We start from the raw sequence: 18,758 nt of genomic DNA on the forward strand, positions 1-18,758 counted from the left end.
TCAGGCCACGGTGTCGGCCGCCAGGGTCGCCGCCACCTCCCGGCCGAGCATCATCAGGAGCGAATCCACCGCCAGAAGCGCCGCCGACGGTGCGGGGCCGGCCGCCTGCAGGGCTCGGCGGGCGGCCAGGACCAGCTCGATGCTGGTGAGGAGAGCGGTGCCGTCCGGTGCCGATTCCGCATCGTCGGCGAGGGTGAGGACGAGGCCGTGGCCGAAGCGGGGACGTCCCCCCTCCCCCGCCTCGAAACGCCCCTGCATCAGGACCGTCCGGACCGTTCCGGCCACCGGCGCGGTCCGGAAGGTCGTGCGCAAAGTCCCGCCCGCCTCACGGAACAGCCGGATCGCCGCGAGGACGGCGTGGCGATCCTCCGAATGCACGAACGCCGCGGCGTGCCCGAGCGGCAGTCCCGGCCTGCGATCCGCCGCGGGAATCCCCAGGATCCGGGCCGCTTCGCGGGAGAACCGCAGATGCGCGCCATCGTAGCGCCAGAGACCCGCCTGCGCGGCGCGCAGGGGCGACCGTTCGACGACACGAGGGTGCTGCGCGTCGGCGTCGGAGCGGATATCCGGCAGCTGCGGCATGGCGCGTCCCGCGGAAGGCTTCTTCGGTTCGAGCCGCGGTCGTAGGTAAGTCCTCGGTCGGGACGCACGCGCGCATCCACACAACCGATCGACCGCTCGCCGGAACTTGCTAATCTATATCAGTTTAGACTCGTCGATATCTGCATGCCGTACTTGTGATGTTGAGAAAAGAGCCCGGCGCTGCGACGAAGCGGCGCTGGTCGTTTCGTCGCCCCGCCGTCCCAATCGAGCCCTCACGAGACCGCCATGTGCAACCTCTACAGCCTGCGCACCGGCCCGGCGCAGCTGCGCCGGGCCTTCGGGATCGTCCAGGACCGCACCGGCAACCTGCCCCTGCTGCCGGCGATCTTCCCGGACCAGATGGCACCGGTGGTCTGGAACGGGCCGGATGGCCGGGAACTCGCCATGATGCGCTGGGGCATCCCGGGCCCGAAGGCGTTCGGAGAGCATCCGATCACCAATGTCCGCAACGCCGCGAGCCCGCATTGGCGCCCCTGGCTCGGACCGGCCCATCGCTGCCTCGTCCCGGCGACCGCCTTCAGCGAGTATGCCGACACCAAGCCGCGCAAGACGCCCGTGTGGTTCGCCCGCGACGACGACCGATCGCTCTTCGCCTTCGCGGGCATCTGGCGGCCCTGGACCGGCGTGCGCGGGACGAAGCGGGAGAACCCGGACCGCGTGGCGGAGGAGCACCGCCTGTTCTCGTTCCTCACCACGGAGGCGAACGGCGTCGTCGGCCCGGTCCATCCCAAGGCGATGCCGGTCCTGCTCACCGAGCCGGAGGAATGGGCGGCCTGGCTGGAGGCGCCGACCCCGGAGGCGCTCAAGCTGCAGCGTCCCTTGCCGGATGCGGCGATGCGGGAGGTGGCCCGAGGTCCCCGTGCGGACGGGCCCGAGACGGAGGCCGAGCCGGAGCGGTGAAGGGGGGTCGTGCGGTTACTGGAGCGAGCCGCCGTTCCGCGCCTGAAGCAGCCGCAGGGCCTCTTCCAGCACCGCGTGGAGGTCCGCCGCCCCCTGCGGGCTGAGCGGCAGGCCGACCCGCTGGCCGTGGATCGTGTCGAGGACGATCATGGCGAGGTCCTCGCCGATCAGCAGGCTGGGCTTCGGCAGGCAGAGCGGCAGCACGAAATCGCCCTCCCGCTCGCCGAGGGCATCGACCGCCTCGCCGGGGCGGAAGGGCTTGGTCTTGTCGCTCATCGCGGGCTGTCCTCGCGGGCATGTCCGGTATGATGCGGAAGGCTACGCCATCGGGCGCCACCCGGCCAGTCTCGGGCGCCGACGACCGCCACCCGATGACGCTTCAGCGCGTCCCGTCCGGCCGGCGCAGCGTCCGGACCGTCAGCGTATCGATCTCCAGGGATCCGACCTTCAGGGACCCCACCTCCAGCACGCCGACCCGGGCGCGGCCGACCGAGAGCCGGCCGATGGCGAAGGCGCCGAGCGCCACCGCGCCGAAGGCCACGGCCCCGATCGCCAGCGCTCCCAGCGCCGAGGCGCCGACGGCCCCGGCTCCGACGGCCCCGGCCCCGAGCGCGGCCGCCTCGCTGGCGCGGGCGGCTCCGGGCTCGGCCAGGCGGCGGCGCACTGCCTCGGGTCTGTGGGAGTCGCGCATGCGGGACCGTCTCGTTGCGGAGCCTCGGGCATCGTCCTCCCTCCGGAACGCGTCAGGGCCGGATCGGGTCCGGATGCGCGTGGACCGAACGGCGAGCGCGGCATCACGGCGGCAGGGTCGGCCGATCCATGCCGGCCGATGCGCCCTCTCAGTACAGCCGGGTGCGGTAGGATTCCGCGATCCGCCCCTCGGCCTCCGCGACTTCGGACGCGGCGGTCTGCTCGGCCAGGATGCGCCCGAGGCTGGGAAAGGTGTCGCGGGCGACGTGGCGCGACGGGTCCCAGAGCTGCGCGCGCATCAGCGCCTTGCCGCAATGGAAGAACGCCTCCCGCACCCGCACGATCAGCCCGATGGTCGGCACGCTGCCCCGGGCGCCCAGCGGCTCGAGCAGGGCGCGGTCCCGCGTGACCGCCGCGGTGCCGTTCACCCGCAGGGTCTCGTCCATGCCCGGCACGAAGAAGATCAGCCCGACACCGGGGTTCTCGATGACGTTGCGGAAGCTGTCGATCCGGTTGTTGCCGCGCCGGTCGGGGATCACCAGGGTGCGGCTATCGGGAACGGCCACGAAGCCCGGCGCGTCGCCCCGGGGGCTCGCATCGGCCTGGCCGGCCGCGTCGGCGCTCGCCAGCACCAGGAACGGCGCGAGCGCGATGAACCGGCGGACGTAATCGTCGAGGTGGTCGAGCACCTTGGCGGCGGCGAGCGGGCCGACCGCGCCGAACTGCGCACGCAGCTCCGCCCCATCCCGGATCGTCGCGGAAACCCCGGTGTCTGCGTCCATGCGATCCTCGCTGCGGCGGTGATGCCCGAGGCGGCGGAATCTCGCCCGTCGAGCCGCAGCATCGGCGGGCAGGATGGCTTGAGGCTTTCGGAACGCCCGGGTCAGGGCCAGACGCGAATCGCCACCGGGCGGCGCAGCAGGTCCCGGTCGGAGGTGATCGTGCAGCCCTCGACCCGCAGACTCGCGTAGGTCAGGAGCGCCCGGTCGCCGACATCGTCGAAATTGCGCCCCTGCGCCGCCGGATCGATCAGCGACGGGTAGGCGATCAGCGGCGCGGTCGCCTTGCACGGGTCGTCGTATAGGGTCGCGCCGTCGAGGAGCAGGCGGGGCGTGTCCCAGGCGATCAGGTCGCGCGAACTGGACCAGTAGAAGCCGGACCGGGCGAAGCCATCGCCGGCCTTGGCCATGAACACCGCGATCCAGGCGCCCGTGCCGCGGTGGCGGACCACGGCTCCCACCGGCCCCGGGAACGGCCCCACCGGCCGGCAGGTGGCCGCGGGCGGGACGGGCTTGCGGTAGGGGTCCGGGAAGGCGGCGGTGAAGCCGGTGCCGGTCCAGGCGCGCCAACGGGCGGGGTCGGCCGGGTCGTCGCTGCGGAACAGGCAGAGTCCGGCCGACTGGTCGCTGCCGGGGCGGTCCCAGCCGGTGGTCGAGACCAGGACGTAGCGCCAGCGCCCCTCCGCCACGATGTTCGACGGGTTGAAGAAGCCGCGATGCCGGCCCTGATCGACCTCCTGGCGGAACGGGGCTCCGGCGACCACCACGGGTGGGTTCCGGCGCGCGAAGCTGCGCCCGCCATCTGCGGAAGCCGCGGCCGTGATCGTGTTGTACCAGCACGCCATGTAGGAGCCGGCCGGGCAGCGGCCGGGATGCTCGTTGGCCTGGTATTCGTGGTGCAGCAGCGCGGCGACGTGCCGGCCGTCCTCGGTCCAGGTGGCGGTGATCCAGGACCGGTCGTCATAGGATGCCGGATCGGGCTTCTCGCCCGAATCGAGCACCACGGCGCAGTCGAGCTTGAGGTGGTCGAGGTCGGGCCCGCGCAGGGCGCGGTTGCGGTAATGCATCCCGAACAGGGCCACCGCCCCGGCGGCATCCCGAAACGCCCGGGCCGGCGCATCCGGCACATCGGCCCCGTCGCAGGCATCGCGCCCGGCCTTGAACACGATGGCGGGCGGCCCGACCAGGGTCAGGGCCGAGAGCGGCGGCTCGGCGGCGGCTTCGGCCTTCGGGGGGATGAGGAGGAGCGGCACGAGGGCGGCTGCGAGCAGGGCGAAACGCTGCCGGATTCCTCGCCGCACATAGGGTCTCAAATTTACAGATTGGCCGGTGACGGCCGCGACACGCCCCCTCTCCCGTTCGGGAGAGGGCTGGGGTGAGGGACCAGCATCTTCCGGAGAGGTCGCACCCCTCACCCTGTCCCTCTCCCGCACGGGAGAGGGGACCCGCGCCCCGTCTTGAGATCGGCGAACACCCGCCCCCACGGAGGGGGAAGGGAAACGCGGCGTCGGCCCACGCCCTGTTCCAGCCATCCTATACGCCAAGCCCATCGCGGAGATCCGGGTGCGTCCCGGCTACGCCTGGACAAAGCGCGCCAGATTCGCTTGAGAACCGTTACAGAGTACTTGCCGCCCGGCCGTCGCCCGAAAGTCTTACATGCTCCTCCTGATCCTCGGGCTCGTGCTGTTCCTCGGCACGCACGCCTTCTCCATGGTCCGCTCGCAGCGCGCCGCGATCGTGGGCCGGATCGGCGAGGGCCGGTTCAAGCTCGGCTACACCGCGCTGTCGCTGCTCGGGCTGGTGCTGATCGCGGTCGGCTTCCACGATTACCGGCTCGCCGGCTACATCCCGGTCTGGGATCCGCCGGTCTGGACCCGCCACCTCGCCCTGACGCTGGTGTGGCTGGCCTTCGTGTGCCTCGCCGCCGCCTATCTGCCCGGCCATATCCGGGCCAAGGCCAAGCACCCGATGCTGCTCGCCGTGAAGATCTGGGCGACCGCCCACTTGCTCGCGAACGGCGATCTCGGCTCGATCCTGCTGTTCGGCGGCTTCCTGGCCTGGGCGGTGGCGGCGCGGATCAGCGCCAAGCGCCGGGCGCTCGCCCCCGGGGCGGTGGTCGCCCAGCACGGCGGCCCGGCCGTAGCCCCGCATGGCTGGCGCAACGACATCCTGGCCGTGGTGATCGGGACGGCCGTCTGGTTCGTGTTCGCCCGCTACCTGCACTACCCGCTGATCGGCGTGCCGGTCTGGCCCGGAACCGCCTGAGAACCCCCGCCGTCCCACGCCCGCTGTCGCCAACCCGGCGCCCGTGTGTTAGGCGCGGGGCTCGATCGCTGTGCAAGGTGGCCCGCGGATAGACGCGGGCCGGGAAATGATGGCCGAGAACAACGAGTTCATTCGCGAGGTCGACGAGGATTATCGCCGCGACCGGATCCTCCAGATCTGGAAGCGCTACAGCGGCGTGATCATCGCGCTCGCCGTGCTCCTGGTCGTGGGCGTGGCGGGCTGGCGCTACTGGCAGAACCAGCAGCGCATGGCCGCCGAGGCCGCCTCGGTGCAGTTTGACGAGGCCAACCGCCTCGCCCGCGACGGCAAGGTCGCGGAGGCCGACAAGGTCTTCGACGCGCTGGAGGTCCAGGGCCCGGCCGGCTACCGCCTGCTCGCCCGGTTCCGCTCGGCCGCGGAGGCCGGCAAGCGCGACGCGGAGGCGGGCGCGAAGGAATTCGACACGCTCGCCGGCGACACCGGCCTCGGCGACGGCCTGCGCGATCTTGCGCGGCTGCGCGCCGCCCTGCTGCGCCTCGACAGCGCGAACCCGGACCCGGCTCTGGCCAATCTCCAGGGGCTCGCGGCCGGCACGCCGTTCCGCCACACCGCCCGCGAGATGCTCGGCCTCGCTGCCCTGAAGAAGGGCGATTTCGAGGAGGCCGGCCGCTGGTTCGACCAGCTGGTCGCCGATCCCGAGACACCCCGGAACCTGCGTGAGCGGATCGAGGTCTACGCGGCCCTCGTGGCGGGCGGCCCGGTCACCGTGACCGAGGCCAAGCCCGAGGTCGCCGCCCCGCCCCCGCCGATCACGCGCTGATTTTTCTTCGACCACTTCGAGACATACCATGGACATGCCGACCGTCGCGATCGTCGGGAGGCCGAACGTCGGCAAGTCGACCCTGTTCAACCGCCTCGTGGGCAAGAAGCTCGCGCTCGTGGACGATCGGCCGGGGGTGACCCGCGACCGGCGCGAGGGCGATGTCAGATTCGGCGGCCTCCACTTCCGGGTGATCGACACCGCCGGTCTGGAGGAATCGGACGCCGCCACCCTCATGGGCCGGATGCGGATGCAGACCGAGGCGGCGATCCTCGCCGCCGACGTGGTGCTGTTCGTGATCGACGCCCGCGCCGGTGTGCTGCCGGCCGACCAGCCCTTCGCGGAACTCGTGCGCCGGGCCGGCTGCCCGGTCATCCTGATCGCCAACAAGGCCGAGGGCGGCACCGGCCTCTCCGGCGCCTACGAGGCCTTTACCCTCGGGCTCGGCGACCCGATCCCGTTCTCGGCCGAGCACGGCGAGGGCCTGGGCGAGCTGCATGAGGCGCTGAAGGGCGTCCTGCCCAAGCCAGACCCGGAGGACGACGAGGAGGACGAGGACGCCCCCGGCGGCCGCTCCCTGAAGGTCGCCATCGTGGGCCGCCCCAATGCCGGCAAGTCCACGCTGATCAACCGCATGCTCGGCGAGGACCGGCTGCTGGTCGGCCCCGAGGCCGGCATCACCCGCGATTCGATCTCGCTGGACTGGGAGTGGCGCGGCCGCAAGATCAAGCTCCACGACACCGCCGGCATGCGCCGCCGCGCCCGGATCGACGACAAGCTGGAGAAGCTCGCGGTTTCGGACGGGTTGCGCGCGGTCCGCTTCGCCGAGGTGGTGGTGGTGCTCCTCGACGCCACGATCCCGTTCGAGAAGCAGGACCTCACCATCATCGACCTGGTCGAGAGCGAGGGCCGGGCCGTGGTGATCGGCCTCAACAAGTGGGACCTCGTCGCCGACCAGCCCGGCCTGCTGAAGCAGCTGCGCGAGGATTGCACCCGCCTGCTGCCGCAGGTGCGCGGCGTCGCGGTGGTGCCGCTCTCGGGGCTCGCCGGCGAGGGCCTCGACAAGCTGATGCAGGCGGTGGTCCAGGCCGCCGAAGTCTGGGACAAGCGGATCTCGACCTCGCGCATCAACGACTGGCTGAGCGAGGCGACCTCCCGCAATCCGCCCCCGGCGGTGTCTGGCCGGCGGATCAAGATCCGCTACGCCACCCAGGTGAAGAGCCGGCCGCCGCATTTCGCGCTGTTCGGCAACCAGCTCAACGCCCTGCCGAAATCCTACACCCGCTACCTGGTGAACGGCCTGCGCGAGGCGTTCGAGCTGCCTGGCACGCCGATCCGGCTGAGCTTGCGGACCTCGCAGAACCCGTTCGACAAGGGCTGAGGCGTTTCCAGCCAAACGATCGCGCCGTCATCGCGAGCGCAGCGAAGCAGCCCAGGGCAGCGCGCGATCCTCGGATGTGGTGCATCGCTGGGTCGCTTCGCTCCGCTCGCGATGACGAAATGGGGGCGAGTGGAGCGGTCACCGGGCCGCGTCGGCGATCCAGTCCACCGCAGAGGCCAAGGCGGCGCGCTCGTCCTTTCCCTCAGTGAGCGCCGCCTCGAACGCCCCGACCTGCCCGTCCGCGCTGGTGCCCTCGGCGACGATCGCCCGGGCGCGGGCGACATCCGCGGTACAGCCCAGCGCATCCGCATCCTCCGCCACCAGGGCGAGGACCGCCTCCAGCGCCGCGGCGAACGGCACCGCCTCGGCCTTCGCCTCGTCGATCAGCGTCGCGCGCACGCCGCTGTGCTGGGCCCGCCACAGGTTCTCCGAAGCCAGCGCCCGCGAGACGCCGTCGAGCCCGGCATGGAGGTCGGGCCGGCGCACGCAGAGCCGCACCAGGCAGCGGTACAGGGCGGCGACGCAGAGCGAATCGTCGAGCCGGGTGCAGGCATCGGCGATGCGCAGTTCCAGGGTCGGGAACTTGATCGAGGGCCGCAGGGACCACCACAGGAAGCTCGCATCGGCGATGGCGCCGGAGCGGGTCATGATGTCCACGAACCGGGCATGGGCAGCTGCATCGAAAAAGAGCTCGGGGAGGCCGGTGCGGGGCAATTCGCCGAAGACGCTGAGCCGGTAGGCCATCAGCCCGGTCGCTTCCCCCTGCCAGAACGGCGAGGAGGCCGAGAGCGCCAGCAGCAGCGGCTGGAACGGCAGCAGCCGGTTCATGAGGTCGATCCGCGCCTCCGGGTCCGGCACCTCGACATGGACATGCATGCCGCAGATCAGCGCCCGCCTCGCCGCGATGCCGACATCCGACAGGATGCCCTTGTAGCGCGCGCCGTCGGTGGCGGTCTGGCGGGACCAATGCGCGAGCGGATGGGTGCCGCAGGCGAGCAGGCTCAGCCCGCTCTCGGCCGCGATGCTGGCGAGCTGCGCCCGCTGGCCACCGAGATTCTCGCGGGCGGCCTGCGCATCGTCGAGCGGCGGCGTGCAGACCTCGACCTGCGCGGCGACCAGCTCGCGCCCGGTCTCGGGCAGCTCCGCCTTCACCCGGGCATGAAACCCGGCGAGGTCCCCCCGGGGCGTGCCGCGGGTCTCGGCATCGGCGAGGAAATACTCTTCCTCGATGCCGAAGCGGTAGCTGTGGGCGCTCATCTGCGTCTCCGGCGGGCCAATGCGCCTTCAGATAGACGCGATACGCGGGGTTTCGACGGTGGCGCGACGACCTATCCGGAAACGACCGGAAGGCCGAGGGTGCTGGCCACGGCGGCCATCTTGTCATCGAAGGTCGCCAAGGTTGCCGAAACGCGCCGGCACAGGGCGATGTTGAGGGCGTCGGGCGTCCGGAGCGTGATGTCGAGCCGGCGCAGGAAACCCGCGGCGGCGGCAACATCCCCGGGGCCGAGGTCGATACGCTCGGCCACCGCCTCGCTCCAGCGGTCCAGATCTGCGAAGGCCATCCGGGCATGCGCGACCGCGATCTCGCCGGTTCGCACCCGGCGCCCGAGCGCGGAGGCGAATTCCGCCGCCGCGAAGTCGCTGACGATGGGGACGGGTGCCAAGGCTCTGAAGAGCGCGTCGGCGCGGGCCGTCAAGGGGTCGTCCGTCAGCAGGGCGACCAGAACACTGGCGTCGAGATAGACCCTCACCACTCGTCGTCGCGGAGGGCGCGGACCAGCTGGCCGGCATCCTGCGTGGGCACCTGCATCGGCACACGCCGCTGCGCGAGCCAATCGAGATCTTCGGCGGTGATCGGGCGTCCGGCCCGCCGGATCGGGTTCAGCGTCGCCACCGGTCGCCCGTCGCGCGTGATCACGACGCCCTCCCCCGCGAGCGCGCGGTCGATCAGGTCGGTGAGGTTTCGCTCCGCGTCTTGAACGCTGTGCTCGCTCATACCCGATGATAGGAAGGGCGCCGGCGCCCTGTCCAGCGAGTCACGGCGTCCGCAGCGCCCCGCCCACCAGCCAGGCCGGGTCGAACCAGCGGTCGGCCCCACCGTCATAGGGCAGGCGTGTGATGTCCCAGTTCTGGATGTACTTGGCGTAGACGTTCCACACCGCGATGCCGCCGCCGACGAAGATCCGGCGGCCCGGGTAGCGCTTAAGCACCTGCTCCGGATCCTCGTGGCTGCGGATCACGTCGATGGTGCGGTCCTTGAAGGCGAAGTCCGGGACCGAGGCCACGGTCTTCGGCCCGGCGATCAGCACGTGGCCCATGGTGAGCGCGAAGAACCGCGTCACGTCCTCCACGAACAGCGGGTCGGTGTTGCCCTCCCAGGGCAGGTGCCCGTTCAGGCCGAGCTGGCCGCGCAGGCCGATCGCACAGATGCAGCGGACGTCGATCATGAGGGCACCAGATGTGAGAGACGGGAATCATCCGGCCGATCCCACCCATCCCCTCATCCTGAGGTGCCCGGCGATCGCAGGTCGCTGGGCCTCGAAGGAGCCCTCCAGAGGCCTCTGCGATCCCTGGAGGCCTCCTTCGAGGCTGCTGCGCAGCACCTCAGGATGAGGGGGATTGGATGGATTCGCCCGGTCGTAAAAGGGCGCTGTCCGTCACTCGGGCGCGCGGAACTGCAGCACCCGGTCGGTGGGGAAATCGTAGAGCTTGCCAGTCTCGGTCCAGTCCGGCGCGGCGAGCCGCACGAAGTGGGGGGCGAGATCCTCGGGGGTCTTGAGGGTCTGGGGATCCTCGCCCGGCATGGCCGAGCGGCGCATGCCGGTGCGCAGCGGCCCCGGATTGAGCAGCATCGCCCGGATCGCGGTGGTCTCGTTCTCGGCCGCGTAGGTCCGCACCATCGCTTCGAGCGCCGCCTTCGAGACCGAGTACGGTCCCCAATAGGCCCGGCATTTCGACGCTGCGCCCGACGAGACGAAGATCGCCCGGCCGGCATCGGACATGCGCAGCAGCGGGTCCAGCGAGCGGAGCAGGCGCCAGTTGGCGGTGACGTTGACCTGCATCACTTGGTCCCAGACCTTCGGGGTGATGTGGCCGATCGGCATGAGCGCGCCGAGGATGCCGGCGTTGCCGACCAGGATGTCGAGCCGCTTCCAGCGCTCGTTGATCGCCGCGCCCAGCCGGTCGATGGCGTCGTAATCGGCGAGGTCGAACGGCACGAGCGTGGCGCTGGATCCGGCCGCCCGGATGGCATCGTCCAGCTCCTCCAGGGCGCCGACCGTGCGGGCCACCGCGACCACATGGGCCCCGGCCCCGGCCAGGGCCAGGGCGGCGGCGCGCCCGATGCCGCGGGACGCCCCGGTGACGACCGCGACGCGGCCTTCGAGCTTTCTCTGAGGATCAGCCATGCCCAGGACCTAGCGCATTTCGGCGCCAGGGGGATCCAAAAATTCCGGTTTCAAAAGGTCCGTGACCTTTTGCGGGTGCAGGGCGGAGCCCGGCGAAGATCCCAGGGGCGCCGCCCCTGGACCCCGCCAAAGGGCTTGCCCTTTGGGATCCCCCGCTCAGTCCGCTTCCGCCAGCATCGCGAAGCGCTTCGGGCCGGCGATGGAGAGGTCGGTCAGGCCGGTCGGGTACTCACCCGTGAAGCAATGGTCGGTGTATTGTGGGCAGGCCGCATTGCGCTCCTCCTCGCCCATCGCCCGGTAGAGGCCGGGGATCGACAGGAAGGCCAGCGAGTCCGCGCCGATATATTTGCGCATCGCCTCGAGGTCGTGGGTCGCGGCCAGCAGCTTCTCCCGCTCCGGCGTGTCGATGCCGTAGAAGTCCGGGTAGGTGATCGGCGGCGAGGCGATCCGGAAATGCACCTCGGCGGCGCCGGCCTCGCGCATCATCCGGACGATCTTCACCGAGGTCGTGCCGCGCACCAGGCTGTCGTCGACCAGCACGATGCTCTTGCCCTCGATCGCCGCGCGGTTGGCCGAGTGCTTCATCCGCACGCCGAGCTCGCGCACCGACTGGGTCGGCTGGATGAAGGTCCGCCCGACATAGTGGTTGCGGATGATCCCCATCTCGAACGGGATTCCGGTCTCCTGCGCGAAGCCGAGCGCCGCCGGCACGCCGGAATCCGGCACCGGCACGACGACGTCGGCCGCGACGGAGGCCTCGCGGGCCAGTTCCCGGCCGATCGCCTTGCGCACCGCGTAGACGCTCTTGCCGTTCACCACCGAATCCGGCCGGGCGAAGTAGATGTACTCGAAGATGCAGGGCCGCATCGGCACCGCGTCGGCGAAGCGGATCGACTCGATCCCCTCCTCGGAGATCACCACGACCTCACCGTTCTCGACGTCGCGGACGTAGCGCGCGCCGATGATGTCGAGGGCACAGGTCTCGGAGGCCAGCATGTAGCGGCCGTCGAGCTCGCCCAGCACCAGCGGGCGGATGCCCAGCGGGTCGCGGGCGCCGATCAGCTTCTTGTTGGTCAGCGCCACGATCGCGTAGGCACCCTGGATCGCCTGCAGGGCGTCGATGAACCGCTCGACGATCCGCGGCTTCCGCGAGCGGGCCGCGAGGTGGAGGATCACCTCGGTGTCGGAGGTCGATTGCGTGATCGCGCCGTCGCGCACGAGGTCGCGGCGGATCGACAAGGCGTTGGTGAGGTTGCCGTTATGGGCGACCGCGAGGCCGCCGCTGGCGAGTTCGGCGAAGAGCGGCTGCACGTTGCGCAGGATCGTCCCGCCGGTGGTCGAGTAGCGCACATGCCCGATCGCGGCGCGACCTTTCAGCCGGGCGATGGTGTCGCCATCCGAGAAGGAATCGCCCACGAGGCCGGGGCGCCGCTCGGAGTGGAACACCGCGCCGTCGAAGGAGACGATCCCGGCCGCCTCCTGGCCCCGGTGCTGCAGGGCGTGCAGCCCGAGCGCCACGATGGCCGAGGCCTCCGGGTGCCCGAATATGCCGAAGACGCCGCATTCCTCGCGCAGCGTATCGCCGTCGAGGTCGAAATCGGAGGCGTAAGCGTCGGATTGGGACATGCTGCGATCGATCACTTCACGAGTCCCGGCGGCGACGGGCCGGCGCGCCGGTCGTCGCGGATATCATCCGATCGTCTCCGGAACCGCTATCTAGGCGTTCCACGGAGAGCGACCAACGGCGCGCGCCGCAGGTCAGCGTCGCGTCGGCGTCGGCGCGGTCTCTGTGCGGCGCTGAGGCGCCACATCGGTCTCGGCGGGGGCGTCGGCCGCCTCGTTGGGCGGTGGGCCGGCCTTCGGCTTCTTGAACTGCTTCAGGAAGCCCTCCGGGTTCTCGGGGAGCTGGGCCACCAGGGCGTCGCCGGACTTCTCCAGCATCGGGCGCGTGCGCGCCTGAGCCGCCCAATCCGGCACCTTGCCCTGCACCAGCCAGGACAGGAACACCCAGCCGATCACGCAGATCAGGAAGCCGCGGCCCGCCCCGAACAGGAAGCCCAGCGACCGGTCGACCGCGCCGATGCGCGAGTCGAGCACCACGTCCGAGATCTTCACGGTGATGATCGAGACGATGATCAGCGTGCCGAGGAAGATCGCCGCGATGGAGGCGACCAGCGCCACGGTATCGCTGTTGACGTGCTGCTTCACCAGCGGAAGCAGCATCGGATAGAACGACCAGGCGACGGCGGCGGCGGCCACCCAGGCGATGATCGCCAGCACCTCGCGGGTGACGCCACGCACGGCCGCGAGCAGCGCGGAGACCGCGACGATGCCGAGCACGACGAGATCCAGAACGGTAAACGGCATCTGTGAGCTTTTAGGAACCAGAGGGGATGCCGCGGCGGCCATGCGGCTCCCCGGGACCGGGGCCGAAGTATACCAAGCCGAAACTCGGCCGTCACCCTCGGGCGCGGACTGCGCGTGCGGCCTGTGCCGTCCGTGCATCAGCCCGCGCCGATCGTGAGTGCGGAGAGGGCTTCCACCGGCCCCGTTTACCTCGTTCCGATCGCCGGCCTGTTCGGGGCGGTGCTGATGATCTCGCTGGTGCTGGCGGGCAAGATCGTCTCGGTGGGCGGCCTGACCTTCACGGCGGCGGTGATCGTGTTTCCCGCCTCCTACCTGTTCGGCGACGTGCTGACCGAGGTCTACGGCTATTCCAGCACCCGGGCCGTGGTCTGGACCGGCTTCCTGGCGCAGGCGCTCTGGATCCTGGCCTACGGGATCGCGGCGGCTTTGCCGCCCGCGCCGTTCTGGCCGCACCAGGCGGCATTCGAGGCGGTCCTCGGCGCCACCCCGCGGCTCGCGCTGGCCGGGCTCGCGGCCTATCTCACCGGCGAGTTCCTGAACGCCTACCTGCTCGCCAAGCTGAAGCTGCGCTTTCGCGGCCGGGGACTGCCCGCGCGGCTCGTCGCCTCGACGCTGGTCGGCCAGGGCATCGATTCGGCCCTGTTCATCGGGCTCGGCTTCGGCGGGCTCTATCCCGTCGCGGATCTCGTCCGCCTCGCGCTCTCGATCTGGGCGCTGAAGGTCGCCTGGGAGATTCTTGCGCTTCCTCTCAGCGTGCCGCTGATCGGCTTCCTGAAGCGCGCCGAAGGCCGCGACACCTTCGATACGGACACGGATTTCAACCCGTTCCGCTTGCGGGGGTGAGGGATGTTACGGCAACGGAAAGGTGCTACCTTTGTAGCACTTTCCGGAGGAGCGTGACCATGCCGGCAGCCAAGCGAACGCCTGGCGTGACGAAGAGCGCCAAACCGCCGACTCAAGCGTCACCCACGGCGGTTGTGACCGTTCGGCGCCAAGGCGGAGCCCGCGTGATGACGCTCCCCCCCGCCGTTCTGGCCGCGATCGGAGCCGATACGGGCACCGACCTCGCACTCGCCGTACAGGACGGCGCTCTGGTCGCGACACCGGTCGCGAAACGAAAACGTCGCTATACCCTGGCGGAGCTTCTGGAAGGGGCCGAGCATCTGCCGGCCTTGTACGCGGATACGGCCGAGGCTCTGGAAGGCCCTCCAGTGGGCAATGAGATCGGGTGATGGGCCCGCGGCCGAAAGTCCCGAAGCGTGGCGAGATCTACTCGATCAACCCCAACCCGGTCATCGGCCGGGAAATGCGCGATCGACATTACTGGATTGTCCTGACGCCGGAGGCCGTGAACGTTCACGGCACGGCAATCGCCGTGGTGATCTCCACGGTGGCGGCGGGCGCCCGCGCCGCGGGCCTCACAGTCCCCGTCAAGGCGGATGGCGTGACCGGCGTGGCGGTCTGCACGCAGGTCCGCAGCTTCGATCTCCGGGCGCGCCTCGCCGATGGCAGTGCGAGCCTCGCCGGTATCGCGGATCCGGACACCGTGGGCGAGATCGCCGCGCGGGTTGCCAGTCTCGTCGACCCCTGAGAGCAATGCCGCGAACCGACTCGCCTCACGGGTCCGCATCGTGCATCCGTTCGCGGGAATCGAGGATCGGGGGCGCTTCGGTGGCAGGTAGGCGATCGGTGACGGAATCCGGAACAGATATCGGCGCCCACGGCGCCCGGCTGACCATCGATCTCGGGGCGATCGCGGAGAATTGGCGGATGCTGGCCGCCCGGGGGGCCGATTGCGCCGCCGTGGTGAAGGCCGATGCCTATGGCTGCGGTATCGGGCAGGTCGGGCCGGCCCTGTGGACCGCCGGGTGCCGGACCTTCTTCGTCGCGCACCTGTCCGAGGGCGTCGCGGCCCGGGCCGCCCTGCCGGAGGCCGCGATCTACATCCTGAACGGCCTGCCGCCCGGCGCCTGCGAGACTTTCGCGGCGCACGACCTGCGCCCGGTGCTCGGCAGCCGCGAGGAGATCGCCGAGTGGGCCGCCTTCTCGGGCGGGGGCCGGCCGGCGGCGCTCCATGTCGATACCGGCATGAACCGACTCGGGCTGCCGGTGCCGGAGGCGCTGGAGCTTGCCGGCGATCCGGGCATCGCGGCCGCCGGCATCGACCTGCTGCTCAGCCACTTCGTCAGCGCCGAGAAGCCGGAGGATCCGGTCAATGCCCGGCAGATCGCCGATTTCGCCCGGGTCCGTGCGGCCTATCCGGGCCTGCTTGCCTCGCTCGCCAATTCCTCGGGGGTCTTTCTCGACGGCGCCCGGCACGACCTGCTGCGGCCGGGCTACGCCCTGTTCGGCGGCAATCCGACCCCCGAATCCGCCAACCCGATGCGCCCGGTGGTGCGGCTGGAGGCCCAGATCGCCCAGGTGAGGCATGTCGAGGCCGGAACCAGCGTCGGCTATAACGGCCGCTGGACCGCGCCCGCCCCGAGCCGTCTGGCGACGCTGTCGCTCGGCTATGCCGACGGCTTCCCCCGGTCGATCAGCGGGCGCGGGCAGGCCCTGGTCGGGGGCGTGCCCTGCCCGATCCTGGGCCTCGTCTCCATGGACCTGATCATCCTGGACGTCACCGCGGCCCCCGCGGCTCGGCGCGGCGCCAAAGCCGTGCTGATCGGCGACGAGCTCGACATCGACACGGTCGGCCGCGCCGCCGGGACGATCGGCTACGAGATCCTGACGGGGCTGGGTTCGCGTTATGTTCGAACCTATGTAGGGTGATCCGGCCCCTTCTTCGAATGCCGGACCGGCGGCGCGCGGACCCGAATGGCCAAGATCCACCAGACCTTCGTCTGCCAATCCTGCGGGGCGGTCTACAACCGCTGGCGCGGCCGCTGCGAGGCGTGTAACGGCTGGAACACGATCGTCGAGGAGGCGGCCGCCGCGCCCGGCCAGTCCGGCCCGGTGGCGACCCGGCCGTCCCGCGCCCGCGGCCGGGTCTTCCCCCTCGAGGGTCTGACCGGCGAGACCAAGGAGGCGCCGCGCATTCCCTCGGGAATCGGCGAGCTTGACCGGGTCACCGGCGGCGGCTTCGTGCGCGGCTCGGTGATCCTGCTCGGCGGCGATCCCGGCATCGGCAAGTCGACCCTGCTGATGCAGGCCTCCGCCGCCATGGCGGGGACGGGCGAGCGGGTCGCCTACATCTCCGGCGAGGAGGCGGTGGGGCAGGTACGCCTGCGGGCCGAGCGGCTGGGCTTGAGTTCCCGCCCGGTGGATCTCGCCGCTGAGACCAATGTCGAGGACATCATCGAGACCCTGAGCCAGGGCCGCCCGCCGGCTCTGGCGATCATCGATTCGATCCAGACCATGTGGACCGAGACCGTGGAATCGGCCCCCGGCACGGTCACGCAGGTGCGTTCCTCGGCTCAGGCCCTGATCCGCTTCGCCAAGACCACCGGCACGGCGGTGATCCTGGTCGGCCACGTCACCAAGGACGGGCAGATCGCCGGCCCCCGGGTGGTGGAGCACATGGTCGACGCGGTCGCCTCGTTCGAGGGCGACCAGGGCCACCATTTCCGCATCCTGCGCGCGGTGAAGAACCGGTTCGGGCCCACCGACGAGATCGGCGTGTTCGAGATGACCGATGCGGGGCTGGCCGAGGTGCCCAACCCCTCGGCCCTGTTCCTGGCCGGGCGCGACCATCAGGCCGCCGGCACCGCGGTCTTCGCCGGGATGGAGGGGACGCGCCCCCTGCTGGTGGAGATCCAGGCGCTGGTGGCGCCCTCCTCGCTGGGCATGCCCCGGCGCGCCGTGGTCGGCTGGGACCCGAACCGGCTGTCCATGGTGCTGGCCGTGCTGGAGGCCCATGGCGGCATCCGGCTCGGCACCCACGACGTCTATCTGAATGTCGCTGGCGGCCTGCGCATCACCGAGCCGGCGGCCGACCTCGCGGTCGCCGCCGCCCTGGTCTCGTCCCTGTCGGGGGCGGTGCTGCCGCCGGAGACCGTCTATTTCGGCGAGATCGGCCTGTCGGGAGCGATCCGCCCCGTGGCTCAGGCGGGATCCCGGCTGAAGGAGGCCCAGAAGCTCGGCTTCGCCAAGGCGCTGATCCCGCAGGGCCGCGGCGAGGGCGACAAGGCGCTCGCGGTGGAGACTCTGCGCCACATCGCCGACTTGGTGGCCGGGATCAGCGCCGGGGCGCCGCGGAAGGGCTCCGGGCAGCGCGGGCGGGCGCAATCGCGCTACGCCGACGAGGAGGTTTAGGCTGTCGCTTTGCTCGCGGCGACGGACGACGCAGTTTGAAGCGCGCGGCGGCTTGTGAAGGCCGCGACATGCCCCCTCTCCCGTGCGGGAGAGGGGACCCGCGCTTTCCGCTTCAACGGTACGATCGCAACGACGATCGAACCCTGTTGCGCCCGTGGCTCCCAAGGGGAGGAGAACGCGTCGCGCTACCCGCCGGTCACGCTCATGTGCCGGGGCACTGCGGCCGGGCGCTGGCGCTCGATGACGAAGTCGTGGCCCTTGGGCTTGCGGGTGATCGCCTCGACCACGGCAGCGGCCAGCACGGCATCGTCCGGGGAGGCACGCAGCACCGCGCGCAGGTCCGCCGAATCCTCCTGGCCGAGGCAGAGGTAGAGCTGTCCGGTGCAGGTCAGGCGCACACGGTTGCAGCTCTCGCAGAAATTGTGGGTCAGCGGTGTGATGAAGCCGAGCTTGCCGCCGGTCTCCTCGACACGGACGTAGCGCGCCGGGCCGCCGGTGCGGTCGGACAGCGGTGTCAGCGTGTAGCGGCTCTCCAGGCGCTGCCGCGCCACCGACAGGGGCAGGAACTGGTCGGTGCGGTCGGCCTCGATCTCGCCCAGCGGCATCACCTCGATCAGGGTCATGTCCATGCCGAGCCCGTGGGCCCAGGCGATCATGTCGGGGATCTCGTCGGCGTTGACGTCCCGCAACGCCACCGCGTTGATCTTGACCTTCATGCCGGCCTTGCGCGCGGCCGCGATGCCGTCGAGCACCACCGGCAAATCGCCCCGGCGGGTGATCGCCCGGAATTTGCCTGCGTCCAGCGTGTCCAGCGAGACGTTGATCCGGCGCACGCCGAGGCTCGCCAGCTCGTCGGCGTAGCGCGTGAGCTGCGTGCCGTTGGTGGTCAGCGTCAGCTCCTCCAGCGCGCCCGAATCGAGGTGGCGCGACAGGCGGCGGAACAGGTGCATGATGTCGCGGCGCACCAGGGGCTCGCCGCCGGTGATCCGGAGCTTGCGCACGCCCCGGGCGATGAACACGCCGCAGAGCCGGTCCAGCTCCTCCAGGGTCAGCAGGTCGCGCTTGGGCAGGAACTGCATGTTGTCCGACATGCAGTAGGCGCAGCGCAGATCGCAGCGATCCGTCACCGAGATGCGCAGATACGAGATCGCCCGCTGGAACGGATCGATCAGCGGCGCGGGCGACGGCGCGCGGGGCGCCTCGGCCGTAAACCCCTGCGGCGTGCTGGAGATGTCATCGAGCATGATTGAGCATATGATGCCCGATACGGTCGTGGGCAAGCCGACCCCGGG

General features: G+C 70.8%; 22 protein-coding genes. 9 read left to right on the forward strand and 13 right to left on the reverse strand.

The annotated features are described in order from the left end of the window. Positions 1 to 582 carry a hypothetical protein gene (locus tag BMZ47_RS20390; RefSeq protein ID WP_091863982.1) on the reverse strand — a complete coding sequence of 194 codons (582 nt, stop codon included), beginning with the start codon at positions 580 to 582 and terminating at the stop codon, positions 1 to 3. Positions 583 to 828: 246 nt separating this feature from the next. On the opposite strand from BMZ47_RS20390, the gene BMZ47_RS20395 reads away from it, so the two are divergent. Then, positions 829 to 1,503: an SOS response-associated peptidase gene (locus tag BMZ47_RS20395; protein ID WP_091863983.1), complete on the forward strand. Its 675-nt coding sequence runs from the start codon at positions 829 to 831 to the stop codon at positions 1,501 to 1,503. A gap of 15 nt (positions 1,504 to 1,518) precedes the next feature. Here the strand turns inward: BMZ47_RS20395 and BMZ47_RS20400 are convergent, their stop codons facing one another. From BMZ47_RS20400 to BMZ47_RS20415, 4 genes are all read right to left on the reverse strand, one after another. Beyond that, positions 1,519 to 1,779 (reverse strand): hypothetical protein, encoded by a 261-nt coding sequence (locus BMZ47_RS20400; protein ID WP_007560266.1) that lies wholly within the window; start codon positions 1,777 to 1,779, stop codon positions 1,519 to 1,521. A 103-nt stretch (positions 1,780 to 1,882) separates the two neighbouring features. Further along, positions 1,883 to 2,194, reverse strand: a complete 312-nt coding sequence (locus tag BMZ47_RS20405) for a hypothetical protein (protein WP_091863984.1) — start codon at positions 2,192 to 2,194, stop codon at positions 1,883 to 1,885. 148 nt (positions 2,195 to 2,342) lie between these two features. Then, positions 2,343 to 2,975: a pyridoxamine 5'-phosphate oxidase family protein gene (locus BMZ47_RS20410; RefSeq protein ID WP_091863985.1), complete on the reverse strand. Its 633-nt coding sequence runs from the start codon at positions 2,973 to 2,975 to the stop codon at positions 2,343 to 2,345. A 101-nt stretch (positions 2,976 to 3,076) separates the two neighbouring features. After that, the gene (locus BMZ47_RS20415) at positions 3,077 to 4,522 is read right to left on the reverse strand and encodes a hypothetical protein (protein WP_244536889.1); all 1,446 of its coding nucleotides are present in this window, start codon (positions 4,520 to 4,522) and stop codon (positions 3,077 to 3,079) included. Between the two features lie 106 nt (positions 4,523 to 4,628). Between BMZ47_RS20415 and BMZ47_RS20420 the strand changes: the two genes are divergently transcribed. The 3 genes from BMZ47_RS20420 to der all read left to right on the forward strand — a co-directional run bounded on the left by BMZ47_RS20420 (position 4,629) and on the right by der (position 7,438). Beyond that, positions 4,629 to 5,237, forward strand: coding sequence for an NnrU family protein (locus tag BMZ47_RS20420; RefSeq protein WP_091863986.1), 609 nt, complete (start codon positions 4,629 to 4,631; stop codon positions 5,235 to 5,237). Positions 5,238 to 5,346: 109 nt separating this feature from the next. After that, positions 5,347 to 6,057: a tetratricopeptide repeat protein gene (locus tag BMZ47_RS20425; protein WP_091864059.1), complete on the forward strand. Its 711-nt coding sequence runs from the start codon at positions 5,347 to 5,349 to the stop codon at positions 6,055 to 6,057. A 28-nt stretch (positions 6,058 to 6,085) separates the two neighbouring features. Beyond that, complete coding sequence (gene der, locus BMZ47_RS20430; protein ID WP_091863987.1) at positions 6,086 to 7,438, forward strand: ribosome biogenesis GTPase Der; 1,353 nt, start codon at positions 6,086 to 6,088, stop codon at positions 7,436 to 7,438. Positions 7,439 to 7,576: 138 nt separating this feature from the next. Here der and BMZ47_RS20435 read toward each other — a convergent pair whose 3' ends face one another. From BMZ47_RS20435 to BMZ47_RS20465, 7 genes are all read right to left on the reverse strand, one after another. Further along, positions 7,577 to 8,695, reverse strand: a complete 1,119-nt coding sequence (locus BMZ47_RS20435) for a carboxylate-amine ligase (protein ID WP_091863988.1) — start codon at positions 8,693 to 8,695, stop codon at positions 7,577 to 7,579. A gap of 71 nt (positions 8,696 to 8,766) precedes the next feature. After that, complete coding sequence (locus BMZ47_RS20440) at positions 8,767 to 9,189, reverse strand: type II toxin-antitoxin system VapC family toxin (protein ID WP_091864060.1); 423 nt, start codon at positions 9,187 to 9,189, stop codon at positions 8,767 to 8,769. Beyond that, positions 9,186 to 9,434, reverse strand: a complete 249-nt coding sequence (locus BMZ47_RS20445) for a type II toxin-antitoxin system Phd/YefM family antitoxin (protein WP_007560276.1) — start codon at positions 9,432 to 9,434, stop codon at positions 9,186 to 9,188. Before BMZ47_RS20445 ends, BMZ47_RS20440 begins: the two co-directional genes overlap by 4 nt. Before the next feature lie 40 nt (positions 9,435 to 9,474). Next, positions 9,475 to 9,885, reverse strand: coding sequence for a dihydrofolate reductase (locus tag BMZ47_RS20450; protein WP_091863990.1), 411 nt, complete (start codon positions 9,883 to 9,885; stop codon positions 9,475 to 9,477). Positions 9,886 to 10,095: 210 nt separating this feature from the next. Beyond that, entirely contained in the window at positions 10,096 to 10,845 is a 750-nt protein-coding gene (locus BMZ47_RS20455) for an SDR family NAD(P)-dependent oxidoreductase (RefSeq protein WP_091863991.1), read from the reverse strand. A 156-nt stretch (positions 10,846 to 11,001) separates the two neighbouring features. Beyond that, on the reverse strand, positions 11,002 to 12,471 hold the full coding sequence (purF, locus tag BMZ47_RS20460) for an amidophosphoribosyltransferase (protein ID WP_091863992.1): 1,470 nt from the start codon (positions 12,469 to 12,471) through the stop codon (positions 11,002 to 11,004). 132 nt (positions 12,472 to 12,603) lie between these two features. After that, complete coding sequence (locus tag BMZ47_RS20465) at positions 12,604 to 13,212, reverse strand: CvpA family protein (protein ID WP_039902383.1); 609 nt, start codon at positions 13,210 to 13,212, stop codon at positions 12,604 to 12,606. A gap of 153 nt (positions 13,213 to 13,365) precedes the next feature. Between BMZ47_RS20465 and BMZ47_RS20470 the strand changes: the two genes are divergently transcribed. The 5 genes from BMZ47_RS20470 (at position 13,366) to radA (ending at position 17,466) form a co-directional block, all read left to right on the forward strand. Beyond that, a complete protein-coding gene (locus BMZ47_RS20470; protein WP_167369074.1) occupies positions 13,366 to 14,055 on the forward strand; it encodes a queuosine precursor transporter in 690 nt (229 codons plus the stop codon). Between the two features lie 167 nt (positions 14,056 to 14,222). Beyond that, positions 14,223 to 14,444 (forward strand): AbrB/MazE/SpoVT family DNA-binding domain-containing protein, encoded by a 222-nt coding sequence (locus BMZ47_RS20475; protein WP_091863994.1) that lies wholly within the window; start codon positions 14,223 to 14,225, stop codon positions 14,442 to 14,444. Beyond that, entirely contained in the window at positions 14,444 to 14,803 is a 360-nt protein-coding gene (locus tag BMZ47_RS20480; RefSeq protein WP_091863995.1) for a type II toxin-antitoxin system PemK/MazF family toxin, read from the forward strand. The genes BMZ47_RS20475 and BMZ47_RS20480 overlap by 1 nt, the downstream gene beginning before the upstream one ends. A 98-nt stretch (positions 14,804 to 14,901) precedes the next feature. Beyond that, positions 14,902 to 15,984, forward strand: a complete 1,083-nt coding sequence (gene alr / locus BMZ47_RS20485; RefSeq protein WP_091863996.1) for an alanine racemase — start codon at positions 14,902 to 14,904, stop codon at positions 15,982 to 15,984. Between the two features lie 45 nt (positions 15,985 to 16,029). Next, a complete protein-coding gene (radA, locus tag BMZ47_RS20490; protein WP_091863997.1) occupies positions 16,030 to 17,466 on the forward strand; it encodes a DNA repair protein RadA in 1,437 nt (478 codons plus the stop codon). A gap of 185 nt (positions 17,467 to 17,651) precedes the next feature. On the opposite strand, the gene moaA is transcribed toward radA, so the two are convergent. Further along, entirely contained in the window at positions 17,652 to 18,710 is a 1,059-nt protein-coding gene (moaA, locus tag BMZ47_RS20495; protein ID WP_230367672.1) for a GTP 3',8-cyclase MoaA, read from the reverse strand. Positions 18,711 to 18,758 lie beyond the last annotated feature (48 nt).

This window comes from Methylobacterium brachiatum (assembly GCF_900113845.1).
Taxonomy (GTDB): domain Bacteria; phylum Pseudomonadota; class Alphaproteobacteria; order Rhizobiales; family Beijerinckiaceae; genus Methylobacterium; species Methylobacterium brachiatum.

Coding starts and splice junctions, on each gene's coding strand:
- BMZ47_RS20445 (WP_007560276.1), bottom strand. CDS start 9,434: ATGAGCGAGCACAGCGTTCAAGACGCGGAGCGAAACCTCACCGACCTG.
- BMZ47_RS20450 (WP_091863990.1), bottom strand. CDS start 9,885: ATGATCGACGTCCGCTGCATCTGTGCGATCGGCCTGCGCGGCCAGCTC.
- BMZ47_RS20425 (WP_091864059.1), top strand. CDS start 5,347: ATGGCCGAGAACAACGAGTTCATTCGCGAGGTCGACGAGGATTATCGC.
- BMZ47_RS20480 (WP_091863995.1), top strand. CDS start 14,444: ATGGGCCCGCGGCCGAAAGTCCCGAAGCGTGGCGAGATCTACTCGATC.
- BMZ47_RS20400 (WP_007560266.1), bottom strand. CDS start 1,779: ATGAGCGACAAGACCAAGCCCTTCCGCCCCGGCGAGGCGGTCGATGCC.
- BMZ47_RS20455 (WP_091863991.1), bottom strand. CDS start 10,845: ATGGCTGATCCTCAGAGAAAGCTCGAAGGCCGCGTCGCGGTCGTCACC.
- BMZ47_RS20420 (WP_091863986.1), top strand. CDS start 4,629: ATGCTCCTCCTGATCCTCGGGCTCGTGCTGTTCCTCGGCACGCACGCC.
- BMZ47_RS20395 (WP_091863983.1), top strand. CDS start 829: ATGTGCAACCTCTACAGCCTGCGCACCGGCCCGGCGCAGCTGCGCCGG.
- purF (WP_091863992.1), bottom strand. CDS start 12,471: ATGTCCCAATCCGACGCTTACGCCTCCGATTTCGACCTCGACGGCGAT.
- BMZ47_RS20390 (WP_091863982.1), bottom strand. CDS start 582: ATGCCGCAGCTGCCGGATATCCGCTCCGACGCCGACGCGCAGCACCCT.
- BMZ47_RS20465 (WP_039902383.1), bottom strand. CDS start 13,212: ATGCCGTTTACCGTTCTGGATCTCGTCGTGCTCGGCATCGTCGCGGTC.
- BMZ47_RS20415 (WP_244536889.1), bottom strand. CDS start 4,522: ATGGGCTTGGCGTATAGGATGGCTGGAACAGGGCGTGGGCCGACGCCG.
- radA (WP_091863997.1), top strand. CDS start 16,030: ATGGCCAAGATCCACCAGACCTTCGTCTGCCAATCCTGCGGGGCGGTC.
- BMZ47_RS20435 (WP_091863988.1), bottom strand. CDS start 8,695: ATGAGCGCCCACAGCTACCGCTTCGGCATCGAGGAAGAGTATTTCCTC.
- BMZ47_RS20475 (WP_091863994.1), top strand. CDS start 14,223: ATGACGCTCCCCCCCGCCGTTCTGGCCGCGATCGGAGCCGATACGGGC.
- der (WP_091863987.1), top strand. CDS start 6,086: ATGGACATGCCGACCGTCGCGATCGTCGGGAGGCCGAACGTCGGCAAG.
- BMZ47_RS20410 (WP_091863985.1), bottom strand. CDS start 2,975: ATGGACGCAGACACCGGGGTTTCCGCGACGATCCGGGATGGGGCGGAG.
- moaA (WP_230367672.1), bottom strand. CDS start 18,710: ATGCTCGATGACATCTCCAGCACGCCGCAGGGGTTTACGGCCGAGGCG.
- BMZ47_RS20405 (WP_091863984.1), bottom strand. CDS start 2,194: ATGCGCGACTCCCACAGACCCGAGGCAGTGCGCCGCCGCCTGGCCGAG.